Source organism: Ensifer sp. D2-11, from assembly GCF_054161295.1.
Window position 1 is genome coordinate 2,884,650 of sequence record NZ_CP096433.1, and the last position, 17,960, is coordinate 2,902,609.

The following is a 17,960-nucleotide window of genomic DNA, read 5'->3' on the forward strand; positions in this document are numbered from 1 at the left end:
TCAGGCACGCGGACCAGATTTTCGAACAAATATTCCATATTGACAATTCCCGCGCATTTCATTTCATTTCGCCAAGCACAGACGAGGGCCTGGCCCGGGAGAAACGAGATGAGCCGCAAGCGCAGGCTGGGCATTGGCCTGATCGGGACGGGTTTCATGGGCAAGGCGCATGCCCTTGGCTTCACGATTGCGGCACGAGTTTTCGACCTGCCCTTCGAACTGGATCTCGTGTCCGTCGCGGACGTGACGCAGGAGGGCGCGGAGGCGGCCCGCGGACGGCTCGGCTTCCGCAAGGCGACCGCCGACTGGCGCGAACTTCTGACCGACCCCGAGATCGACATCATCGACATCACCACGCCGAACCTCCTGCACAAGGAGATGGCGCTCGCTGCGTTTGCCCACGGCAAGCACGTCTATTGCGAAAAGCCGCTGGCACCGACGGTCGCCGACTGCGCCGAGATGGTCGCAGCTGCCGAAAAGGCCGGCGTCGTCACCCAGGTCGGCTTCAACTATCTCAAGAACCCGCTCATTTTTCTCGCGAGCGACATTATCAAAAGCGGCGAGATCGGCGAAATACGGTCGTTTCGCGGCATTCACGCGGAAGATTTCATGGCGGATGAGAGCGTTCCGTGGGGTTGGCGGCTGGACCCGCGCAGCGGCGGCGGTGCGCTCGCCGACATCGGCAGCCACATGATCGCCTGCATGCGCCATCTCGTCGGGCCGATCCGGTCCGTGCTGGCAGAGACCGTCATCCACATTCCGCAGCGCCCTGTCGCGCGCGGCGCCACAGCGACCCGGACGGTCGAGGTCGACGACGTTACGCGGGCCTTCGTCCGTTTCGAGAGCGGCGCGAGCGGAAGCTTCGAAGCGAGCTGGATCGCGACCGGCCGCAAGATGCAGCACGATTTCGAGATTTACGGCTCCAAGGGAAGCATCGTCTTCACTCAGGAGCGCCTGAACGAGATCAGGGTCTACTACGCCGGCGACGACATCAGGAGCCGCGGCTTCCGTACGATCTGGGCGGGACCGGAGCATCCGCCCTACGGAGCCTTCTGCGTGGCACCGGGCCACCAGATCGGCTTCAACGAGCTGAAGGCGATCGAGGCCAACGAGTTCCTGGAAGCGATCGCCAAAGGCAGCAAAACCTCGACCGATTTCCGAGAGGGCTACGAAGTGCAGAAGGTCCTTTCCGCGACCTATCACTCCGCAAGGACGAACGAGTGGGTGGAGATTGGCTGATCTTGGTGGCCCGACTCGCTGTCGTCTTTGCCCCTCTCCTCGGGTTTAACCCGAGGACGTGCCCGATGGTTCGCGGCCGGTCGGTGCATGGTGGCGAAGGTGGCGCCGCGAGTTTCCTTCGCCCCGCCTGCGGGGAGAAGGTGGCCGGCAGGCCGGATGAGGGGAAGCCTGTGGCGATGCGGCCTGCGAACTTCGCCTGGGATAAGGAAGCCAAAATGGAACATCCGTTCTATCCCCGCAATGGCTAGTCGATTAGACTGAGGCAAACGACAAGAGCGAGCCCGGAGGCCCGAACGATGCCCACGCCTGAAACGATTGCCGATATCCCGCAGGATTTCGAAACGCTGAAGGCGGTCATCCTCGAGCGCAAGGCGCAGCTGCCGAAGCGGCTGAAACAGGTGGCGGCCTACTCGCTCGACAATCCGGACGAGATCGCCTTCGGGACTGCGGCGAGCATTGCGACTTCGGCCGACGTCCAGCCCTCCACGCTCGTGCGTTTCGCCCAGCACTTCGGCTTCGAAGGCTTTTCGAGCCTGCAGCAGATTTTTCGCGCACGCCTGCGGGAGCGCACGCCCGGCTACGAGGAACGGCTGAAGGCGCTGCGCCAGAACGATCACAGCAGGCTCGAAAGCGGATCGATCTTCAACGGCTTCGTCGCGGCCGCCCATCGCTCGCTCGACAATATCGCGACCTCGGTCGATCCGGAGGCGTTCGAGCGCGCCGTCGGCATTCTCGCCAAGGCGAACACGATCTACCTCATCGCCAAGCGGCGCTCCTATCCGATCTCCAGCTATATGGCCTACGCTTTCGGCAAGCTGAAGGTGAAGTACCAGCATGTCGGGACCGCCGCCGGGATCGACGAGGACATGCTGGCCATGGCCACGAAGGAGGATGCCGCCTTCGCCGTAAGCTTCTCGCCCTACGCGTCGGAAAGCGCCAGCCAGGCGCGCTTGCTCGCCAACCGCAAGGTACCCGTGGTCTCGCTGACCGACTCCGCCTTCTCGCCGCTCGCCGAATCCTCCAGGGTCTGGTTCGAACTGGTCGAGGCCGATCATGCCGGCTTTCGTTCGCTCTCCGCCAGCATGGCCTTCGCCATGGCGCTGACCGTCGCAATCGCCGAGAAACGGCGTCGCCTCGCCGAGGGCGAGTGAGACAATATAGAATGGAAATTCCATATTGACGAAACAACGGAATTTATGTTTCATATGCTCGTCACCCATGGCATAGGCATATTTGTCGGCGCCGGTCCGGCGTCCGCGGGGAGGAAGCAGTGAGCCAGATTCCATCGGCCCAAGTTCCATCAGGTGCGGGTGCCAAGCCCCTCGACCTCATCACGATCGGCAGAGCTTCGGTCGACCTCTACGGGCAGCAGATCGGCACGCGGCTCGAGGACGTGGCGAGCTTCGCCAAATCGGTCGGCGGCTGCCCCTGCAACATTTCCGTGGGCACAGCGCGCCTCGGCCTGAAATCGGCGCTCCTGACACGCGTCGGCGACGAACAGATGGGCCGCTTCATCCGCGAGCAGCTTCAGCGCGAAGGCGTCGAGACGCGCGGCATCGTCACCGACCCGGAGCGGCTGACCGCACTTGCGATCCTCTCCGTCGAGAACGACAAATCCTTCCCGCTCCTTTTCTATCGCGACAATTGCGCCGACAACGCGCTTTGTGAGGACGATATTTCCGAGGATTTCATCCGTTCCGCGCGCGCGGTCCTCGTCACCGGCACGCATTTCGCCAAACCGAATGCGGACGCCGCCCAGCGCAAGGCGATAAGGATCGCCAAGGAAAGCGGCGCCAGGATCGTCTTCGACATCGATTACCGCCCCAATCTGTGGGGTCTTGCGGGCCACGATGCGGGCGAGAGCCGCTACATCGCCTCGGACCGCGTTTCGGCGCATCTGAAGACCGTGCTCGGCGATTGCGACCTGATTGTCGGCACCGAGGAAGAGGTGCTGATCGCCTCCGGCGAAAGCGACCTCCTCGCGGCGCTCAAGACCATCCGCTCGCTCTCCAAAGCCACGATCGTGCTCAAACGCGGGCCGATGGGCTGCATCGTCTATGATGGACCGATCTCGGACGATCTCGAAGACGGTATCGTCGGCAAGGGTTTTCCAATCGAGGTCTATAACGTTCTCGGCGCCGGCGACGCCTTCATGTCGGGCTTTCTGCGCGGCTGGCTCACCGGCGAGCCGCACGCGACTTCCGCCACCTGGGCCAACGCCTGCGGCGCCTTCGCGGTTTCGCGCCTGCTCTGCGCGCCGGAAATCCCGACCTGGACCGAACTGCAATATTTCCTCGAACACGGCAGCAAGGAGAAGGCGCTGCGCAAGGACGAGGCGATCAACCACGTGCACTGGGCGACGACGCGCCGGCGCGACATCCCGCTCCTGATGGCGCTCGCCGTCGACCATCGCAGTCAGCTCGAGGACATTGCCGAGGGAAATCCCGAACTGCTCTCGCGCATCCCGGCCTTCAAGGTGCTCGCCGTCGCGGCGGCGGCAGAGGTGGCTCAAGGCCGCTCCGGCTTCGGCATGCTGATCGACGACAAATACGGCCGCGATGCGCTCTATGCCGCCGGTGCCCATCGCGACTTCTGGATCGGCAAGCCGATCGAGCTTCCGGGCTCGCGGCCGCTCACCTTCGAATTCAGCCAGGACCTCGGCAGCCGCCTTGTCGACTGGCCGGTCGACCATTGCATCAAGGTGCTTTCCTTCTACCATCCCGACGATCCGGCCGAACTCAAGGCCGCTCAGGTCGCAAAGTTGCGTTCGGCCTTCGAGGCGGCGCGCAAGGTCGGGCGCGAGATCCTGATCGAGATCATCGCCGGCAAGCACGGGAAACTCGACGACCGGACCATTCCGCGGGCGCTGGAGGAGCTCTATGATGCCGGCCTGAAGCCGGACTGGTGGAAGCTCGAGCCGCAAGCGAGCCGCGCCGCCTGGGCTGCGATCGACGCCGTGATCGAGACGCGCGATCCGCTTTGCCGGGGCGTGGTGCTCCTCGGCCTGGAAGCACCCTACGAGGTGCTGAAGGACGGATTCGCCGCCGCCAGAACGTCGAAGACGGTCAAGGGATTTGCCGTCGGCCGGACGATCTTCGCCGACGCCGCCAAGGCCTGGCTCGCCGGCAGGATGACCGACGAGCAGGCAGTCTCCGACATGGCGGCGAAGTTCAAGGCGCTCGTCGATCTCTGGCTGCAATTGGGTGAGACCAAGGCGGCGTAGCGGTCAAATGAAAAGGCGGCGCAAGGATGCGGCCGCGAGGAGGAAACAAATGAGCCAGAAAACCGTGCGCCTGACCATGGCACAGGCCGTGGCGCGGTTCCTGACCCGGCAGATGACGATCATCGACGGCGAGCGCGTGCCGATCTTCGGCGGCGTCTTCGCCATCTTCGGCCATGGCAACGTCGCCGGCGTCGGCGAAGCGCTTTACGGCGTTCGCGAAACGCTCCCGACCTACCGTGCCCAGAACGAACAGGGCATGGCGAATGCGGCGATCGCCTTCGCCAAGGCGAGCTTCCGCCGCCGCTTCATGGCCTGCACCACCTCGATCGGCCCGGGCGCGCTCAACATGGTGACCTCGGCCGCGCTGGCGCATGTCAACCGGCTGCCGGTCCTGCTCCTTCCCGGCGACGTCTTCGCCAACCGCAGGCCCGATCCGGTGCTGCAGCAGGTGGAGAGTTTCGGGGACGGCACGATCTCGGCGAATGACTGCTTCAAGCCCGTCTCGCGCTATTTCGATCGCATCACCCGGCCCGAGCAGATCATCCCGGCGCTTCGCCGCGCCATGCAGGTGCTGACGGATCCTGCCGATTGCGGCCCGGTGACGCTATCGCTCTGCCAGGACGTGCAGGCGGAAGCCTATGACTATCCGGAATCCTTCTTCGACGAGAAGGTCTGGGTGCCGCGTCGAATCGAGCCTGATCTCGACGAGCTGGCATCGGCAATCGAGGCGCTCAGATCCGCGAAGAAGCCGATCATCATCGCCGGCGGCGGCGTGCTTTATTCGCAAGCGAGCGCCGAACTTGCCGCCTTCGCCGAGAAACACGGCATTCCGGTCGTCGAGACGCAGGCCGGCAAGTCCGCTCTGCCGCATTCGCATCCGCTGAATATGGGTTCCGTCGGCGTCACCGGCACGTCCGCCTCCAACGCATTGGCGGAAGAGGCCGATGTGGTGCTTGCCGTCGGCTCACGGCTGCAGGATTTCACCACCGGTTCCTGGGCGCTCTTCAAAAACGAGGCGCTGAAGATCATCGGCCTCAATGTCCAGGCCTTCGACGCCGGCAAGCACGAGGGACAGCCGCTGATTTCCGACGCGCGGGCCGGCCTCAACCGCATCTCCGGCGGGCTCGGCAGCTGCAAGGCCGATAGTGCCTGGACCGAGAGGGCAAAAGCGGGCAAGGCCGAATGGCTTGCTGCGGCCGAGAGGGCGACCGCCACCACCAATGCGGCGCTTCCCTCCGATGCCCAGGTCATCGGCGCCGTCCAGCGCGCCCGCGGCGGCAGAAAAACGACGCTCGTCTGCGCCGCCGGGGGGCTTCCGGGCGAGCTGCACAAACTGTGGCAGGCCGAAGAGCCAGGCGGCTATCACATGGAATACGGCTTTTCGACCATGGGCTACGAAGTCGCCGGCGGCCTGGGCGTGAAGCTTGCCAAGCCCGATAGCGACGTGATCGTCATGGTGGGCGACGGCAGCTACATGATGCTGAACTCGGAGATCGCCTCTTCGATCATGCTCGGCGCCAAATTCACCGTCGTGCTGCTCGACAATGCCGGCTATGGCTGCATCAACCGGCTGCAGATGGAAACGGGCGGCGCCAATTTCAACAATCTGTTGAAGGACACGCATCATGTGGAGCTGCCTCAGATCGACTTCGCCGCGCACGCCGCCGCCATGGGCGCCGTGACCCGCAAGGTCGGCTCGATCCCCGAGCTCGAAGCTGCGCTCGCGGAGACCGCCGACGAGGTGCGCACGACCGTCATCGTCATCGATACCGATCCGCTGATCACAACGGAGGCCGGCGGGCACTGGTGGGACGTCGCGGTGCCGGAGGTTTCGGACCGCGATCAGGTGAAGGCCGCCCGCGAAGGCTACGAAAAGGCCCTCCAGGCGCAGCGGTTTGGTTGACACCGCCAAGCGGCCCCTCTCCTCGGGTTTAACCCGAGGACTAGTCCTCGCCACCTTCTCCCCGCACAGCGGGGAGAAGGTGGCGGCAGCCGGATGAGGGGCATATCGGCACGCAACAAAGAGCGAAGCATCCGCCTTAAGATACGACAGCAGAAAGCAAAACACATGATCCGTTACGGAACCAACCCGATCGCCTGGAGCAATGACGACGACCATTCGATCGGCGCGCATCTGACGCTCGAGGACTGCCTCTCCGATTGCCGGAAGATCGGCTTCGACGGCATCGAAAAGGGTCATAAGATGCCGTCCGACCCCGAAGCGCTGAAGCAGAAGCTCTCAAGTTATGATCTCGTCTTCGTCTCGGGCTGGCACTCGACCAACCTCCTGACCCATGATGTCGAAGCGGAGAAGAAGGCTATCCAGCCGCATCTCGACCTTCTGAAGCACAATGGCTGCAAGGTGGCGATCGTCTGCGAGACCTCGAACGCGATTCACGGCGACGATTCCAAGTCGCTCGTGAAGGACAAGCCGGTTCTGCCGGCGGACAAGTGGGAGAAATTCGGCGCCGACCTCGAGGCGATCGCCGAATATTGCGCAGGCCAGGGCATCGATCTCGTCTACCACCACCACATGGGCACGATCGTCCAGACCGGCGAGGAGATCGACCTCCTGATGCGGAACACCGGTCCGGCGACCAAACTGCTGCTCGACACCGGCCATGCCTGGTTCGGCGGTTCCGACCCGGCGGAAGTGGCGCGGAAATATATGGGCCGCGTCCGCCACATTCATTGCAAGAACGTCCGCCCGGCGGTCCGCAAGGTGGTCGAAGGCGAAGGCCTCTCCTTCCTCGAGGGTGTGCGACGTGGCGTCTTTACGGTTCCGGGCGACGAGGAAGGCGGCGTCGATTTCCTGCCTGTTCTCAAAATTGCGGCCGAACACGGCTATGACGGCTGGCTGGTGATCGAAGCCGAACAGGATTCGGCGGTGCGTAACCCCTTCGAATACCAGTCGCTCGGGCTGAAATCGCTGAAGATGTTTGCGAGGGAGGCCGGGCTCGATCGGGCGTAATTGCCCCCTCATCCGGCTGCCGCCACCTTCTCGCCGCGCGCCGGGAGAAGGGATATGCCGCGCCGCCTCCAGTGTCCCTCCCCCCGCCTGCGGGGAGAGGCAGACCACAGAAACCCGCGTTCAGGAGACCGTACATGTCGAGACTGCTCGTCAAACCCAAGGCCCAGGCCGGCCTGATGCAGGAGATCACGCCCGAGAGCGCCGGCTGGACCTATGTCGGCTTCGCACTTCATCGGCTGCAGCCGGGCGAAACGGCCGGCGGCGAAGCGGGGGAGAAGGAGCTCTGCCTCGTGCTCGTCAGCGGCAAGGCGAAGATTTCCGTCGGCGGCGAGGACTTCGGCGAGCTCGGCGAGCGCATGACGCCTTTCGAGGGCCGGCCCTATGCGGTCTATGTGCCGAAGGGCAGCAGCTGGCAGGCCGAAGCGGCCACCGATCTCGACCTCGCCGTCTGCTCCGCGCCGGGCGGCGAAGGCTTCAAGGCGAAGGTCATCCGCCCCGGTACGCATCCGCAGATGACGCGCGGCAAGGGCACCAACACACGCTACGTCACGAACATCATGCCGGAGGACGACGGATCGGCGCAGTCGCTGCTTGTCGTGGAGGTGATCACGCCGGGCGGTCACACCTCCTCCTATCCGCCGCACAAGCACGACGAGGACAATCTCCCGGCCGAAAGCTATCTCGAGGAGACCTATTATCACCGCCTCAACCCGCCGCAGGGTTTTGCCATGCAGCGCGTCTATACCGACGACCGCTCGCTGGACGAGACCATGGCGGTGGAGGATGGCGACGTAACGCTGGTACCGAAGGGCTACCATCCGGTCGCTGCGATCCACGGCTACGATTCCTATTATCTCAACGTCATGGCGGGGCCGAAGCGGATCTGGAAGTTCCACAATGCGAGGGAACACGAGTGGCTGTTCACCGGCGTTTAACCGGCGGAGGTCGCACTGGACGAATGGAGCCTTCGCCCTATCGTATCTTGCCGAAGCAAGCGACGAGGAGCGATTCATGCATATCGACGGCCAGTGCCATTGCGGCTTCGTTACCTACGAGGCGGAGATCGATCCGGAGCACGTGACGATCTGCCATTGCACCGATTGCCAACGGCTGACCGGCACCGCCTACCGCGTCAGCACCAGCACGCCGCGATCATCGTTCCGGCTGACCGGCGGCGAGCCGAAGCTTTATGTCAAGACCGGCGAAAACGGACGCAAGCGGCTGCAGTTCTTCTGCCCCAATTGCGGCTCACCGGTCTACACGACGGGCACCGACGAGGACGCCGAGGAGATCGGCATCCGCGTCGGCACCGTAAACCAGCGGCGCGAACTTGCACCACGCAAGCAGATCTGGTGTTCCTCCGCCCTGCCCTGGTCCGGCGACATCGGCAAGCTGCCGGGGCTGCCTCGGGATTGACGGTTCAGGCGACCGGATAGGGCCCATCCGCAAAGACCGTGTCGTGGTAGCCCTTGGACCCGATCTCGATCGCGAGCGGGCTGCGAAAATCCTCGCCGCGGCGCAGGCAATTCAACACATGGGCAAAATCGTATTTCGGCCGCCAGCCGAGACAAGCCGTCGCGCGCGCGCTCACATAGACCCGATCGATCGTCGGAAAGAGCCGCCACCCGCGTTGCGCATAAAGCGCCTCGCATTCGGGAAATCGGCTGAAGACGACGGATGGGGCATTCTCCCGAAGAGTTGCGAGATCGTCGGGCGTGAAAGGCGTCGGGGCCGAGACGATGAAGCGGCCAAAGCCGATCTCCCTCGCCCGGTCGAGGGCCGATAGATGGGCGCTCGCGACGTCCTCGATATCCGCGCGCCGGTAGAGCAATTCGTTCGCCTGCGCATTGGCCGTTTCGAAGCGGCCGCGCATTTCCGCATCGTCATCGGCCTCGGGAAAGAAGCGCGAGGTCCGGAGAATGACGGCCGGCAGACCATGCCGCCGCGCGAAAAGCTCGCAGAACCCTTCCGCTGCGACTTTGCTCACACCGTAGATGTTGCGCGGGATCGGCTGGACATCCTCTGTGATCCAGGCTGCCGGCTCACCGGGCGCCGGTGTCAGGGCCGAACCGAACGCGCTCGTGGTGCTGGTGAAGACAAAGGCGCCGACGCCCGCTCCGGCCGCCTCTTCCAGCAGATTGACCGTGCCGGCGACATTGGTATCGACGAATTCGCAATAACCGTGCGTCGCCACATGCGGCTTGTGCAGGGTCGCGGAATGGATGACGGCGCGCACGTCCTTCATTGCCTGACGGACGAAGCGGCGGTCTGCAATCGACCCGACCGCATCGGTGAAAGGGGAGCCCTTGATGTCGATGCCGCGAACGTCGCGGCCCGCCCCGCGCAACACCCGCATCAATGCTTCGCCAAGGTGGCCGGCGCTTCCTGTCACCAATATCGTCATGCGTCGCTCCTTTTACCTCGCTGCCCAAGCCTACCAAACCGCCCGCGCTTTGCGACAGCGGGCGGAAGCGCTATACCACCATCGAGGCACAAGGAAGAACGGAGACGGCGAACCGGGCATGGCGAAAGGGCATTTCAGGGTGCTGCCGCGCTGCATCGCCGGCGTCGACGTGGTGGAAGCGACGACGAACCACAGTTTCGCGCGCCATACGCACGAGCAGTTCGGCATCGGCCTGATCCATGCGGGCGCGCAGACGTCGCTGAGCGGCCGCGGAACCGTCGAGGCGGAAGCGGGCGACGTGATCACCGTCAATCCCGGTGAGGTCCATGACGGCGCCCCCATCGGCGATGCGGGCCGGTCCTGGCGGATGCTCTATCTCGATCCACCGCTGGTCGCCTCGCTCGTCGATGACGTCACCGAAGGGAAAAGGTCGGGTTGCGAATTCTCGGACCCGGTGATCAGGAGTACCGGGCTGGCAGCCCGCTTCGGCGCGATCTTCGCGGCTGCCGCGGCCGCCGACGGCACCGAGACGATGCTTCGCTGGGATGAACTGGCCGTCACCCTGTTCGCGGAGGCGATGCAGCTTGCCCCGCCGGATGCACCGGCAGGCGTGCCGAGGTCGGTCGCCTCGGCCATAAGCCTGATCGAGGACGATCCGCTGGCGTCGCTTACGCTCGCGGACCTTGCCCGCGAGAGCGGCCTGAGCCGCTTCCAGCTCGTGCGCGGCTTTTCCAGGGCGACGGGGCTTACGCCCCATGCCTATCTCCTCCAACGCCGGATAGACATCGTCCGGCGGCTGATCGCCGAGGGCACGCCGCTCGCGGAAGCGGCAGCGGCCGGCGGCTTCGTAGACCAGAGCCACATGACACGCGTGTTCGTGCGCAAATACGGCTTCTCGCCCGGTGCCTATGCGCAAGCGGTGAACTGAATTCAAAGCCTTGCAATTCCATACAAGACCGCGCGCTGCCGATCGGTTCTTCTGCCGCCATCATCAATCGGGAACGGTGGCAGAATGTCGAAGCAAGTTCAGGGATATGTCTTTTTGTCGCTCGCCATGGTGCTCGTCGGCAGCACCGTGATCGCGAGCAAGATCATCGCCGCCGGCCTGCCGCCGTTCACGGCAACGGCGCTGCGTTTTGCCATCGCCTTCCCTCTTTTCCTGGGCCTGATGCGAGCAACCGGGGCGTCCTGGCCCAAGCTGCCGAAGAGCGATTGGCTCATCCTCCTGTTTCAGGCAGGCGCCGGCAGCGTCGGCTATACGACTCTGCTCATTTCCGGCCTGAAGCTCACCTCCGCGGCCGATGCCGGCGTCATCATCGGGACGCTTCCCGTCGTCTCCGCCGCGATCGCCATCATGGTTCTCGGCGAGCGTCCGCATCGCTCCGTGCTCGCGGCCTCTTGCCTGGCGGCGGCCGGCGTTCTCGCGATCGTCTTCCGGCCGGATGCGAACGCCGCGCATTCGCTCGCCGGCAGCGCCCTGATCTTCGGCGCGGTCATCTGCGAAGGTCTGTTCATTCTGCTCAACAAGCGCGTCAGCGTCGCGATTCCGCCGCTTGGCCTGTCGGCACTGATGACGGGCTTCGGCGGTGCAATTGCGCTCCCGTTGGCGCTTGCAGAGCTTCCTTCGATGGGTGCGACAGGCGTCCCGGCCCTCGCGGCGGTCGCCTATTACGCGCTCGTGCCGACGGTCGGGGGCTTCGTGCTCTGGTATGCGGGACTTCAGAAGGTGAGCGGCACGGAGGCCTCGGTCTTCACCGCCTTGGCACCGGTTTCCGCGCTGCTCCTCGCCGCCGCCGTTCTCGGCGAGACGATCACCGCCAATCAGATGATCGGCATGGCATGCGTGCTGGTCGCCGTGCTGAGCCTCGGCCTTCGCAGGGCCAGTCCGGAGCGGGCCGGAGAGGCGTAATCCGGCGAAGGCGCGATCACGCCGCCTTGGCGACGTGATACTCCTTGATCGCGACCATCTTGACCGCCGGATAGCGCTCCGACTCGTAGCGCAGCGAGAACCCGTCCTGCGCCAGGTATACCGGGTCGCCGTCGAGGTCTCGCGCGATGTCGCCGCGGTGGGTCGCGATGAACTTTTCGAGATCGGCCGGGCTCTCGGCGGAGATCCAGCGGCAGATGGAGAAGCGCGACATCTCGAAGGAGACGGGCAGGCTGTATTCCGCCTGCAGGCGTTCCCTGAGGACGTCGAGCTGAAGCGCGCCGACGACGCCGACGATCGCAGGCGCACCGTCGTCCGGAGAAAAGAGCTGCACGACGCCCTCCTCCGCCATCTGCTGCAGCGCCTCTTTCAGCTTCTTCGCCTTCATCGCATCTTCAAGCCGGACGCGGCGGAGAATTTCCGGTGCGAAGTTCGGCACGCCCTGGAACACGAGCGGCTCGCCCTCCGTCAGCGTATCGCCGATCCTCAGCGTGCCGTGGTTCGGGATGCCGACGACGTCGCCGGCGAAAGCCGTATCGGCGAGCTGGCGCTGCGAGGCAAAGAAGAATTGCGGCGCCGTCAGGCCCATCTGCTTGCCGGTGCGCGACAGCCGCGCCTTCATGCCGCGCTCGAGCTTGCCCGAGCAGACGCGGACGAAAGCGATGCGGTCGCGGTGGTTCGGGTCCATGTTCGCCTGGATCTTGAAGACGAAGGCGGTCATCCTGTCGTCCGTCGCCTCGACGGTGCGGATGTCGGCAACCTGGGCCCGCGGCGGCGGCGCAAAGTCGGCGAGCGCATTGATCAGGTCGCGCACACCGAAGTTCCGCAGCGCCGAGCCGAAGAACACCGGCGTCAGATGGCCTTCGAGGAAAGCCTTGCGGTCGAAGGGCTTGCACGCCTCGATCGCCAGCGACGTTTCCTCGATGAAGGTGTCGCGTTCGTTTTCGGGCAGACGGTGCGAAGCCATTTCCGGATCGTTGACCTTGGTCAGCCGCTCCTGCGTGTCGGCGCCGCGCACCTCGTCGGTGGCAAGATGATAGGTGCCGCAGAAGGTCTTGGAGCGGCCGATCGGCCAGGTGACCGGCGCGCAGTCGAGCGCCAGCTTCTGCTCGACCTCGTCGAGGATTTCGAAGGGGTCGCGGCTTTCGCGGTCCATCTTGTTGACGAAGGTGATGATCGGGATATCGCGCAGGCGGCAGACCTCGAAGAGCTTGAGCGTGCGCGGCTCGATACCCTTGGCCGCGTCGATCACCATGACGGCTGCATCGACCGCCGTCAGCGTGCGATAGGTGTCGTCGGCAAAGTCTTCGTGACCGGGCGTGTCGAGCAGGTTGAAAACGGTTTCGTTGTATTCGAAGGTCATCACCGAGGTGACGACCGAGATGCCGCGCTCGCGCTCGATCTTCATCCAGTCCGAGCGGGTCTGGATACGGTCCTTCTTGGCCTTGACCTCGCCGGCGAGCTGGATCGCGCCGCCGAAGAGCAGAAGCTTCTCGGTGAGCGTCGTCTTACCGGCGTCCGGGTGCGAAATGATCGCAAATGTACGGCGGCGGGAGACCGCCTCGGCAATGCTTTCGGCCATGATCTGAGTATCCTGTGAGTTGCGGCGTCCTTTACAGGCTCGGGGGCCAATATGCAATTGACTGCGGCAAGCCCGGCCGTGCTTATGACGGAATGACCATGCACACGCCCGAAAATCGACCTGCCCTGACCCCTGGCCTCACCCTCGTCCGTCTGCCTCATGGCGAGGGTCTCGACCTGCCGGCCTACGAGACCGCGGGTGCCGCCGGCATGGACCTGCGCGCGGCCCTGCCGGCCGACGAACCGATGACGATCCGGCCGGGAGAGCGCGCATTGGTCCCGACGGGCTTTATCTTCGAGATCCCCGCCGGTCATGAAGGACAGATCCGGCCGCGCTCCGGGCTGGCCTTCAAGCACGGCATCACCTGCCTCAACACGCCGGGCACCGTCGACAGCGACTATCGCGGAGAGGTGAAGGTGCTGCTCGTCAATCTCGGTGCGGAGGATTTCGCGGTCGAGCGCGGCATGCGTATCGCCCAGATGGTGATCGCCCCGGTGACCCAGCTGGCGATCCGCGAGGCGGATGGCGCGACGACGACGGCGCGCGGGGCTGGCGGCTTCGGCTCGACCGGAACTAAATAAGCGGCGGCAGGCGCCGCTTGACCGGCGAGGATTTGACGATCGACGTGTTCGTCTGCGCCTTTTCCGCGATGCGATCGAGGATCGTGTCGAGTTCCGCCATGTCGCGCACCAGCATCTTGGCGATGAAGCAGTCGTCCCCCGTGACCTTGTCGCATTCGATGAATTCGGGCGTTTCCTGGATCAGCCTTTCGACGATATGCAGCATGCCCGGCATCGGCCGGATACGGACGATCGCCTGCAGCGGATAGCCGAGACGCGCCGGATTGACGGAGATCGTGAAGCCGTCGAGCACGCCGCGCTCCTCGAGCTTGCGCAGCCGCTCCGCCCCACTCGGCGAGGAAAGGCCCGCCTCCTGCGCCAGTTCCTTCAGCGACACCCGGGCGTTGGCGGCCAGAATTTCGAGAATGCGGCGGTCGAGCTCGTCCAACATGTAATTCCCTCATAAGCCAAATTAACCTTATCACCTTAATTCGTTAGGTATCTTCCTATATTTCCCTCTCAATATCCATATCCCTGCGCCGACAGGCTCATTATTCTTGAAGCACAATGGATGGAGCCAAGGCCATGGATAAGGACATAAGGCGCGGCAGCGCGGAAATGACGGCGGCGATGCTGATTTCGGGAACGATCGGCTGGTTCGTGCTGATGTCAGGCCAGCCCGTCGCGGGCGTCGTCTTCTGGCGTTGCGTGTTCGGGGCTGCAACGCTCGCCGCGCTTGCGGCGGTCTTCGGCCTCATCGACCTGAGACATTTGCGGATGAAGGTCATCATTCTTTCCGCTCTGGGCGGGGTCGCGATCGTCGTGAACTGGCTCCTGCTCTTCGCCGCCTATCCCCGCGCCTCGATCTCCATCGCGACCATGGTCTACAACACGCAGCCCTTCATGCTGCTCGGGCTCGGTGCGCTTTTTCTCGGTGAAAAGATCACCGCCAGCAAGCTCCTCTGGCTCTCGCTCTCCTTCGCAGGCATGATCGCGATCGTCCTCGCCAAGCCCGCGGGCACTTATGAACCCAGCGACTATCTCGCCGGGATAGCGCTGTCGCTCGGCGCCGCCTTCTTCTACGCCATCGCGGCGCTCGTCACCAAGCTCCTCAAGGGCACGCCGCCACATCTGATCGCGCTGGTGCAGGTCATCACCGGAGCGGCCATGCTCGCCCCCTTCGCCCTTGTCGCGCCGCTGCCGCAGGGAATGCTCCAGTGGGCGCTGCTGCTGACCGTCGGCGTGGTTCATACCGGCATCATGTATATTCTGCTTTACGGCGCCATACAGAAGCTGCCGACCCACATGACCGGCGCCCTTTCCTTCATCTATCCGGTAGCCGCGATCCTGGTGGACCGCATCGCGTTCGGCCACGCCCTGCAGCCGGTGCAGATCGCGGGCTCGGTCGCGATCCTCATTGCTGCCGCGGGCACCAATCTCGGCTGGACCCTTAAGCCTTCGTCACCGTCCGCCAAGCGTCCGGCGGAAGGAAGCCTCTAACGCCGCGCCTCCGCGGCCATGCTGATGGCAAGACCCGCGAGCGCCGTGCTCATGAGCCAGCGCTGCACCAGCATGAAGGACGGGCGGCCAGAGAGGAAGGCGGCCACCGCTCCGGCGGTCACCGCGATCAGCGCATTGACGCTGACGCTGATCGCGATCTGCACGCTGCCGAAGACGAGGGACTGCGCGAGCACGTTGCCGGCCTCGGGGCGGATGAATTGCGGCAGCAGCGACAGGTAGAGGATGGCCACCTTCGGGTTGAGCAGGCTGGTGAAGAGGCCCATCGCGAAGAGCTTGCGCGGGCGATCCTTCGGCAGGTCGCGTACTTGAAAGATCGAGCGGCCGCCGGGACGAACCGCCTGCCAGGCGAGATAAAGCAGGTAAAGCGCACCTGCGAAACGAAGGACATCATAGGCAAAAGGGACCGCAAGAAGCAGGGCGGTAATGCCGAGCGCGGCAGACACCATGTAACAGACGAAGCCGAGCGCTATTCCCCCAAGCGAGATCAGCCCCGCCCCCGGTCCCTGGCAGATCGAGCGCGAGATCAGATAGATCATGTTCGGCCCCGGCGTCAGCACCATGCCGAGTGCGATCAGTGCGAAGCCCAGGAGGTTCTGAATTTCGGGCATGGGGCGCCGGTCTCCGATGTTTTCCGGAAGGTGTACGGCTCTACCGCGAAGGGCAACGCCGTTCTTGTCACCCGATCAATTTTCGCGCCTAAATGGGGATGCCACCCGGATTTTCCTCTGCGGCAGATTGCGGTACACCTGCCCCTATCAGGAGGAACGATCGTGACACTTGCGGCTCTTCTCGCCTATAGCGGCGCTCTCTTCATCGCCGGGATCATTCCCGGCCCGGGCGTGACGGCGCTCGTTGCCCGAGCCCTGGGATCGGGCTTTCGGGAAACCTTCTTCATGGGCCTCGGCCTCATCGTCGGCGACATGGTCTATCTGACGGCGGTGGTGCTCGGGCTCGCCTTCATCGCCCAGACATTCACGACCGCGTTCCTGGTCGTGAAGATCGCTGGCGCGCTCTATCTCGGCTATATCGCCTGGAAGCTCTGGACGGCCGGGCTCCTGTCGCAGAACATCGAGGCGCGGAAATCGACGAGTGCGGCGCTCTCCTTCCTCTCGGGCCTGACGGTCACGCTCGGCAATCCGAAGACGATGCTTTTCTATGTGGCGCTGGTTCCGACGCTGATCGATCTCGCCTCGATCGGGATGCGCGACTACGGACTGCTGCTTGTGGCGACTTTCCTCGTGCTTCTTGCCGTGCTGCTGCCCTATATGCTGCTTGCGGCCCGAGCCCGCTCGCTCCTGAAAGAGCCGCAGGCACTGAAGGTTCTGAACCGGGCCGCGGCCGGCATTCTCGCCGGAACGGCCGCCTACATTGCGACCCGCGCGACCTGAAAAAAGATTTCCCTGCGGGCCGCTTCGCAACGGTTTTTTCCTTCAGCACCATCGATCCAAGGCGTTCCCGCTCTGGAAGGAAGCCCGCATAGCTCCTATTGTCGCAGCGACAAATTCAAGAAACGAAGGGAGAAACCATATGCCTGAAGCGCGCAAGCCCGGCCGCGGCCGCGTCTTTTCCTCGATCACCGAGACGATCGGCGACACTCCCATCGTGCGGCTGGACAAGCTCGCCAAGGAGAAGGGCGTGAAGGCGAACCTGCTCGCCAAGCTCGAATTCTTCAACCCGATCGGCTCCGTCAAGGACCGCATCGGCGTCGCGATGATCGAATCGCTCGAGGCGCAAGGGAAGATCACGCCCGGCCGCACGACGCTGGTCGAGCCGACTTCGGGCAATACGGGCATAGCACTCGCCTTCGTCGCGGCCGCCAAGGGCTACAGGCTGATCCTCACCATGCCCGAGACGATGTCGGTCGAACGCCGCAAGATGCTGACGCTTCTCGGTGCCGAACTGGTGCTGACGGAAGGCGCCAAGGGCATGAAGGGCGCAATCGCCAAGGCCCAGGAACTCACCGAGACGCTGCCCGACGCGATCATTCCGCAGCAGTTCGAGAACCCGGCCAATCCGGAAATCCACCGCACGACGACCGCCGAGGAGATCTGGAACGACACGGAAGGCGCAGTCGACATCCTCGTGTCCGGCATCGGCACCGGCGGCACCATCACCGGTGCCGGCCAGGTGCTCAAGGCCCGTAAGCCATCGGTCAGGGTGATCGCCGTCGAGCCCGAAGAATCCCCTATCCTTTCCGGCGGCGCCCCGGGTCCGCACAAGATCCAGGGTATCGGCGCCGGTTTCGCACCGGCGATCCTCGACACGAGCGTCTATGACGAAGTCGTCACGGTAAATGCCGGCGAGGCCATAGAGGCGGCGCGGCTCGTCGCCAGACTCGAAGGCGTGCCGGTCGGCATCTCCGCCGGTGCCGCGCTCCAGGCGGCGATAGAGGTGGGACAGCGCGAGGAAAACGCCGGCAGGAATATCGTCGTGATCATTCCGTCCTTTGCCGAACGGTATCTTTCGACGGTGCTGTTCGAGGGATTGGGAGCCTAGCGCCGGCAGTCGCGGCATCCCCCTCAGCCGGCCTGCT

General features: G+C 64.3%; 17 protein-coding genes. 13 read left to right on the plus strand and 4 right to left on the minus strand.

The window, feature by feature from the left end; all coding sequences use genetic code 11:
- The first annotated feature begins 108 nt into the window (after positions 1 to 108).
- From M1D34_RS13840 to M1D34_RS13870, 7 genes are all read left to right on the plus strand, one after another.
- Complete coding sequence (locus tag M1D34_RS13840) at positions 109 to 1,239, plus strand: Gfo/Idh/MocA family protein (protein WP_498779504.1); 1,131 nt, start codon at positions 109 to 111, stop codon at positions 1,237 to 1,239.
- A 296-nt stretch (positions 1,240 to 1,535) separates the two neighbouring features.
- Positions 1,536 to 2,390: a MurR/RpiR family transcriptional regulator gene (locus tag M1D34_RS13845; protein ID WP_498779506.1), complete on the plus strand. Its 855-nt coding sequence runs from the start codon at positions 1,536 to 1,538 to the stop codon at positions 2,388 to 2,390.
- A gap of 119 nt (positions 2,391 to 2,509) precedes the next feature.
- Positions 2,510 to 4,462: a bifunctional 5-dehydro-2-deoxygluconokinase/5-dehydro-2-deoxyphosphogluconate aldolase gene (locus M1D34_RS13850; protein ID WP_127540018.1), complete on the plus strand. Its 1,953-nt coding sequence runs from the start codon at positions 2,510 to 2,512 to the stop codon at positions 4,460 to 4,462.
- Between the two features lie 49 nt (positions 4,463 to 4,511).
- Entirely contained in the window at positions 4,512 to 6,365 is a 1,854-nt protein-coding gene (iolD, locus tag M1D34_RS13855; protein WP_498779509.1) for a 3D-(3,5/4)-trihydroxycyclohexane-1,2-dione acylhydrolase (decyclizing), read from the plus strand.
- Between the two features lie 165 nt (positions 6,366 to 6,530).
- Positions 6,531 to 7,433 (plus strand): myo-inosose-2 dehydratase, encoded by a 903-nt coding sequence (gene iolE / locus M1D34_RS13860; RefSeq protein WP_498779511.1) that lies wholly within the window; start codon positions 6,531 to 6,533, stop codon positions 7,431 to 7,433.
- 134 nt (positions 7,434 to 7,567) lie between these two features.
- A complete protein-coding gene (iolB, locus tag M1D34_RS13865) occupies positions 7,568 to 8,368 on the plus strand; it encodes a 5-deoxy-glucuronate isomerase (RefSeq protein ID WP_498779513.1) in 801 nt (266 codons plus the stop codon).
- 76 nt (positions 8,369 to 8,444) lie between these two features.
- A complete protein-coding gene (locus M1D34_RS13870) occupies positions 8,445 to 8,849 on the plus strand; it encodes a GFA family protein (RefSeq protein WP_003527790.1) in 405 nt (134 codons plus the stop codon).
- 4 nt (positions 8,850 to 8,853) lie between these two features.
- Here M1D34_RS13870 and M1D34_RS13875 read toward each other — a convergent pair whose 3' ends face one another.
- Positions 8,854 to 9,837: an NAD-dependent epimerase/dehydratase family protein gene (locus tag M1D34_RS13875; protein WP_248445962.1), complete on the minus strand. Its 984-nt coding sequence runs from the start codon at positions 9,835 to 9,837 to the stop codon at positions 8,854 to 8,856.
- A gap of 118 nt (positions 9,838 to 9,955) precedes the next feature.
- Here M1D34_RS13875 and M1D34_RS13880 point away from each other — a divergent pair, with 118 nt between their 5' ends.
- Positions 9,956 to 10,765: an AraC family transcriptional regulator gene (locus M1D34_RS13880; RefSeq protein WP_498779516.1), complete on the plus strand. Its 810-nt coding sequence runs from the start codon at positions 9,956 to 9,958 to the stop codon at positions 10,763 to 10,765.
- An 84-nt stretch (positions 10,766 to 10,849) separates the two neighbouring features.
- A complete protein-coding gene (locus M1D34_RS13885) occupies positions 10,850 to 11,746 on the plus strand; it encodes a DMT family transporter (protein WP_498779518.1) in 897 nt (298 codons plus the stop codon).
- A 16-nt stretch (positions 11,747 to 11,762) separates the two neighbouring features.
- Here the strand turns inward: M1D34_RS13885 and M1D34_RS13890 are convergent, their stop codons facing one another.
- A complete protein-coding gene (locus M1D34_RS13890; RefSeq protein WP_127540023.1) occupies positions 11,763 to 13,346 on the minus strand; it encodes a peptide chain release factor 3 in 1,584 nt (527 codons plus the stop codon).
- 98 nt (positions 13,347 to 13,444) lie between these two features.
- On the opposite strand from M1D34_RS13890, the gene dut reads away from it, so the two are divergent.
- Positions 13,445 to 13,927 (plus strand): dUTP diphosphatase, encoded by a 483-nt coding sequence (gene dut, locus M1D34_RS13895; RefSeq protein ID WP_003527798.1) that lies wholly within the window; start codon positions 13,445 to 13,447, stop codon positions 13,925 to 13,927.
- Here dut and M1D34_RS13900 read toward each other — a convergent pair.
- Positions 13,920 to 14,357, minus strand: coding sequence for an Lrp/AsnC family transcriptional regulator (locus M1D34_RS13900; protein WP_498779521.1), 438 nt, complete (start codon positions 14,355 to 14,357; stop codon positions 13,920 to 13,922). The two genes, dut and M1D34_RS13900, sit on opposite strands and share 8 nt — an antisense overlap.
- A 134-nt stretch (positions 14,358 to 14,491) precedes the next feature.
- On the opposite strand from M1D34_RS13900, the gene M1D34_RS13905 reads away from it, so the two are divergent.
- Positions 14,492 to 15,406 carry a DMT family transporter gene (locus tag M1D34_RS13905; protein WP_153313576.1) on the plus strand — a complete coding sequence of 305 codons (915 nt, stop codon included), beginning with the start codon at positions 14,492 to 14,494 and terminating at the stop codon, positions 15,404 to 15,406.
- Here M1D34_RS13905 and M1D34_RS13910 read toward each other — a convergent pair.
- Positions 15,403 to 16,035, minus strand: coding sequence for a LysE family translocator (locus tag M1D34_RS13910; protein ID WP_003527805.1), 633 nt, complete (start codon positions 16,033 to 16,035; stop codon positions 15,403 to 15,405). The two genes, M1D34_RS13905 and M1D34_RS13910, sit on opposite strands and share 4 nt — an antisense overlap.
- Positions 16,036 to 16,197: 162 nt before the next feature.
- Here M1D34_RS13910 and M1D34_RS13915 point away from each other — a divergent pair, with 162 nt between their 5' ends.
- Both M1D34_RS13915 and cysK read left to right on the plus strand, forming a co-directional pair.
- Positions 16,198 to 16,815, plus strand: a complete 618-nt coding sequence (locus M1D34_RS13915; RefSeq protein ID WP_003527807.1) for a LysE family translocator — start codon at positions 16,198 to 16,200, stop codon at positions 16,813 to 16,815.
- Between the two features lie 139 nt (positions 16,816 to 16,954).
- Positions 16,955 to 17,923, plus strand: coding sequence for a cysteine synthase A (gene cysK, locus M1D34_RS13920; protein WP_003527809.1), 969 nt, complete (start codon positions 16,955 to 16,957; stop codon positions 17,921 to 17,923).
- Positions 17,924 to 17,960 lie beyond the last annotated feature (37 nt).